Here is a 4399-nt window from a genome sequence, read left to right as displayed (position 1 = left end):
TGGCCGGCACCGCGCCGAGCCGCGCATGCAGGCCGCTGGCGACGTCGAACCCGGCCTCCAGGGCGGCGACGATCTCGGCGACCCAGTGCTCGGGCAGCACGCCGCCGGCGTTGGCGACGCCGATCACCATCGTGCGGCAGCCCTTGGCCAGCGCCTCGTCGAGGGTGAGGTCGGGGATGCCGAGGTCGGCCGCGCAGCCCGGCAGCCGGATCTGGCCGATGCACCATTCGGGGCGCCAGTCGACGATGCCGTAGGCGGTCTTGGCGGCGAGCCGATCGGGCACGTCGCCGAGGAACATCAGATAGGGCGTCTCGATCTGCATCGGCCGTCATCCCTTCGCGCGCGCTGCCGCGGGTCCGGCTTCCTATCGCGGGATCGCGCGCGCGGGGCAATGCACGATCACGGCCAAAGCCCCGTTCGCCGACGGCTTGCCCCCGCCTCGCCCTTGCGAAGGACGCCGTTGTGCGATGTGGTCCCGTGCGAAACGGATGTGGGGCCAGTGGGCATGATGAAAATGTACGGTAATTGGCGCTCGGCCGCCGCCTTCCGGGTGCGGATCGCGCTGAAGCTGAAGGGGCTCGCCTACGAGGAGACCTTCATCGACCTGGACGCGGGCGACCAGCACGCGCCGGAATTCCGCAAGATCAACCCGCAGGGCGCGGTGCCGGCCCTGTTCGACGGCGACGGGCCGCCGCTGACGCAGTCGCTCGCGATCCTCGACTACCTGGAGGAGACCAAGGGCGGCGTCCCCCTGCTGCCGGCCGATCCGCGCGAGCGGGCGCGGGCCCGTTCGTTGGCGCAGCTCGTCGCCTGCGACACCCATCCGCTCTACGTGCCGCGGGTGCGCAATTACCTGATGGAGGCCTACGACCTTCCGAAGGAGCGGATGATGGGCTTCGTCCGCCACGCCTTCGAGACCGGGCTGAAGACCCTCGAGACCCGGCTCTCGACGGAGGACGGCACCGGCCGGTTCAGCCAGGGCGACGCGGTGAGCCATGCCGACCTCTGCCTCGTCAGCCTTTGGGTCGGCACCGCGATCTTCGGGGTCGAGACCGCGCCCTACCCCACCGTGGCGCGCATCGCCGAGACCTGCCTGGCGCTGCCGGCCTTCGCCGAGGCCCATCCCAAGCGCCAGCCCGGCGCGCCGGCGGCCTGAGGCCGCCGCACGCTCGAGGCCGCTCTCGGGTGGAGGCCACTCTCGGGTTGAGGCCACTCTCGGGTTGAGGTCCCGCCAAAAATTTTTGATCGCCGCGGCCGGATTACGGCCATCCTCGCATGGTTTAGACCGGTTCCGAGATACCCTGCCCGGGCGGGCGGCACGGTCGGTGCCTGCGCACGGGGGCACCGGGGGCGATGAGGCGGCGCCGGCCGCACCGAGGAGCGACGAGACAGGCATGGTACCGGGCGAGAACGAACAGGGCCTCCACCGCATCGTCGTGGTCGGCGGCGGCGCGGCCGGCCTGCAGCTGGCGACGAAGCTCGGCGACAAGTTCGGGCGCAGCAAGGACGTCCACGTCACCCTCGTCGACTGCGCCCGCACCCACATCTGGAAGCCGCTGCTGCACGAGGTCGCCGCCGGCAGCCTCGACGTCGGCCACCACGCGGTCGACTACCTGCACCACGCGCACCAGCACCATTTCCGCTACCGCATCGGCGAGATGACCGGGCTCGACCGGACCGCGCGCACGATCCAGCTCGCGGCGAGCCACGACGCGGAAGGCCGCGAGATCACGCCGGTTCGCGCGGTCGGCTACGACACGCTGGTCATGGCGGTGGGCTCGACCACCAACGATTTCGGCACGCCTGGCGTGAAGGACCACGCCATCGCGCTGGACACCCAGGATCAGGCGGTGCGCTTCCACCAGCGGCTCGTGAACGGAATGCTGCGGGCCCACACCCAGGTCGGTCCGGTGCGGCCGGGCCAGCTCCACGTCACGGTGATCGGCGCCGGCGCCACCGGCACCGAGCTCGCGGCCGAGTTGCACCGCACCGTCCGCGACGTGGTCTCCACCGGCATGGACCGGATCGATCCGGCCAAGGACCTGAAGATCACCCTGGTCGAGGCGGCCGACCGCATCCTGCCGGCGGTGCCGCCGCGGCTCTCGTCCGAGGTGATGGCGCTGCTCGCCAAGATCGGCGTCGAGGTCCGCGTCCAGGCCCGCGTCACCGAGGTGCGCGCCGACGGCGTTGCGCTGGCCGACGGCTCGTTCATCCCGTCCGAGCTCGTGGTCTGGGCGGCCGGCGTGAAGGCGCCGCCGTTCCTGCAGGGCATCGGCGGCCTGGAGACCACCCGCACCAACCAGCTCGTGGTGACGCCGACGCTGCAGACCACCCACGACCCCGACATCTTCGCGATCGGCGACTGCGCCTACCTCGTCGAGGCCGGCTCCGACCGCCCGGTGCCGCCCCGCGCCCAGGCGGCGCACCAGCAGGCGTCGCACCTGATCAAGCAGATCCCGGCTCGCATCGCCGGGAAGCCGCTGAAGCCGTTCAAGTACCGCGACTTCGGCTCGCTGGTCTCGCTCGGCGAATACTCGACGGTGGGCAGCCTGATGGGCTTCATCCGCGGCAAGAACATGCTCATCGCCGGGCTGTTCGCGCGGATGATGTACCGCTCGCTCTACAAGATGCACGAGCAGGCGCTCCACGGCACGATGAAGACGGCGCTCGACGCCGCCGCCCGCGCGCTCACCCGCCGCACCGAGGCGCGGGTGAAGCTGCACTGAGGGGGCAATCACGCCACTTCATAGGGCACCCCGAACGGATCGTGCGAAGCGCCACGCGGCCCCCTCTCCCGTTCGGGAGAGGGCTGGGGTGAGGGGTGCGTCCTCTCCGGACAATCCTCGCCCCTCACCCTGGCCCTCTCCCGAACGCGAGAGGGGACCCGCGCTTCACCTGCACCACGGGTGGATGTGACGACCTGTGCGGGAGAGAGGTCGGCGCACCAGGACCGCCCCCCCGTTGCCAGCCCCGGCATTCGGTGGTTCCGTGCCGCCGCCGCGCGCGTTCAGACGTGCCGCCAGGGAGAGTTCGTCAGCCATGATCCTCGTCAGCGTGATGTATCCGGCCGGTCCCCGGTTCGACATGGACTACTATCTCGGCCAGCACATGCCGCTGGTGCGCGAGCGCTGGTCGCCGATGGGCCTGCATGAGGCCAAGGTCGTGCGCGGCGTCGGTACGCCGGACGGCAAGCCGGCCCCGTTCCAGGTGATGGCGCTGCTGACCTGGGACTCCGCCGACGCCTTCGCCAAGGCCGCCGCCCAGCACGGCCCCGAGATCTTCGGCGACATCCCGAAGTTCACCGACGCCGAGGCCGCGGTGCAGATCAACGAGCTGCCGGAGGCATCCGCGTGATCGACATCGTCCAGGCGGTCCAGGCCGCCGATCCGAGCCTCGGCACCAGGGTCATCGTGCTGCGCTCGGATTCCCGGGCGCTGGCGAGCCCGGAGGCGCTGGTGCCCGAGGCCGAGGCCTGGCTCGCCGAGAACGCGCCAGGCGCCCGGCTGCTGCGCAAGTCGATCCTGCTCGCCCCCTATCCCGGCGGCATGCCGGCCGAGCGCACGGTGACGGTGATGGCGTTCGCGGAGGCCCAGCACCTGGCCGCCTTCGCCACCGCCTGGACGGCCGACCCGGAGCCGGAGGACGACGAGGCCGCGCCGGAGGGCTGAAGGCCCGGGAGCGCCCCGCCCTCCCGCCATGAGGGCCACCGTACTCACACGATTCGGGACGGCCGCGGATCACTCGCGGGCTCCCCTCGCCCCGCGCGCGGGGAGAGGCCCGGCTGCACCTCGTCGTACAGCCGGGGAGCGCAGGCGAAGCCGAAGCGACGGTGAGGGGGCGCGAGCGGAGGAGGCTCCTCCGGCTCGGCCCCCTCACCCTCGGCTGCCGCCTCGCTTCGGCGACGACGAGGTCGCCGAAGCCCTCTCCCCGCAGGCGGGGCGAGGGGATGCGCACACAGCGAACCGCCGGCAGGGATGCCGGAATTCAGTCATTTCGCATCGGACGGATGACACTTCCCCTCACGCCGCCTTAAGCTTGCCCTCACGCCGCCTTGAGCTTGTGGATCGTGCCGAGCACCTCGGCGCGCTGGACCTCGAGGCGGTGGATGAGCGGGCGTAGGTCCGCGTCGCCGTGGGCGGCGGATTCGATCTCGCGGCAGAGGCGCGAGAGGCGGGTGAAGCCGAGCATGCCGGCGGCCGAGACCAGGGCGTGCGCGTCGTGGGCGACCTGGACCCGGTCGGCCTCGGAGCGGAAGCGGTCGCGCAGCTCAGCCCCCATCAGGTCGAGGAGCGCCGCCACTCGCTCGGCCCCGAACCCGTCCTTCAGGGCGCCGAACACCGCTCCGTCGAGCACGGTGTTGGAGCCGTCCGTCGCGGCGGAGGCCGGCGCCGGGCGGGCC

Annotated in this window: 6 protein-coding genes; 4 read left to right on the top strand and 2 right to left on the bottom strand. The window is 71.8% G+C overall.

Annotated features, from left to right (window positions below; genetic code table 11):
• Positions 1-322, bottom strand: a 322-nt coding sequence (locus FV222_RS18250; RefSeq protein ID WP_147815329.1) for a DUF1611 domain-containing protein, incomplete at its 3' end; no start/stop codon positions are given.
• 186 nt (positions 323-508) lie between these two features.
• Between FV222_RS18250 and maiA the strand changes: the two genes are divergently transcribed.
• The 4 genes from maiA (at position 509) to FV222_RS18230 (ending at position 3668) form a co-directional block, all read left to right on the top strand.
• Entirely contained in the window at positions 509-1156 is a 648-nt protein-coding gene (maiA, locus tag FV222_RS18245; protein WP_147752812.1) for a maleylacetoacetate isomerase, read from the top strand.
• 238 nt (positions 1157-1394) lie between these two features.
• Complete coding sequence (locus tag FV222_RS18240) at positions 1395-2726, top strand: NAD(P)/FAD-dependent oxidoreductase (protein ID WP_147815328.1); 1332 nt, start codon at positions 1395-1397, stop codon at positions 2724-2726.
• A 313-nt stretch (positions 2727-3039) separates the two neighbouring features.
• Complete coding sequence (locus FV222_RS18235; protein ID WP_147815327.1) at positions 3040-3354, top strand: EthD family reductase; 315 nt, start codon at positions 3040-3042, stop codon at positions 3352-3354.
• Complete coding sequence (locus tag FV222_RS18230; RefSeq protein ID WP_147752803.1) at positions 3351-3668, top strand: hypothetical protein; 318 nt, start codon at positions 3351-3353, stop codon at positions 3666-3668. The genes FV222_RS18235 and FV222_RS18230 overlap by 4 nt, the downstream gene beginning before the upstream one ends.
• 373 nt (positions 3669-4041) lie before the next feature.
• Here the strand turns inward: FV222_RS18230 and FV222_RS18225 are convergent.
• The coding region (locus tag FV222_RS18225) for an Hpt domain-containing protein (protein WP_187277374.1) at positions 4042-4399 on the bottom strand (358 nt) is incomplete at its 5' end.

Origin of the sequence: Methylobacterium sp. WL103 (assembly GCF_008039885.1) — a bacterium.
Lineage (GTDB): Bacteria > Pseudomonadota > Alphaproteobacteria > Rhizobiales > Beijerinckiaceae > Methylobacterium > Methylobacterium cerastii.
Note: the sequence above shows the minus strand (reverse complement) of the source record. Positions and strands in the feature narration are given on the sequence as shown.

Bases quoted from the DNA above. Each gene is read 5' to 3' on its own strand.
- maiA (WP_147752812.1), top strand. From the start codon at position 509: ATGAAAATGTACGGTAATTGGCGCTCGGCCGCCGCCTTCCGGGTGCGG.
- FV222_RS18240 (WP_147815328.1), top strand. From the start codon at position 1,395: ATGGTACCGGGCGAGAACGAACAGGGCCTCCACCGCATCGTCGTGGTC.
- FV222_RS18235 (WP_147815327.1), top strand. From the start codon at position 3,040: ATGATCCTCGTCAGCGTGATGTATCCGGCCGGTCCCCGGTTCGACATG.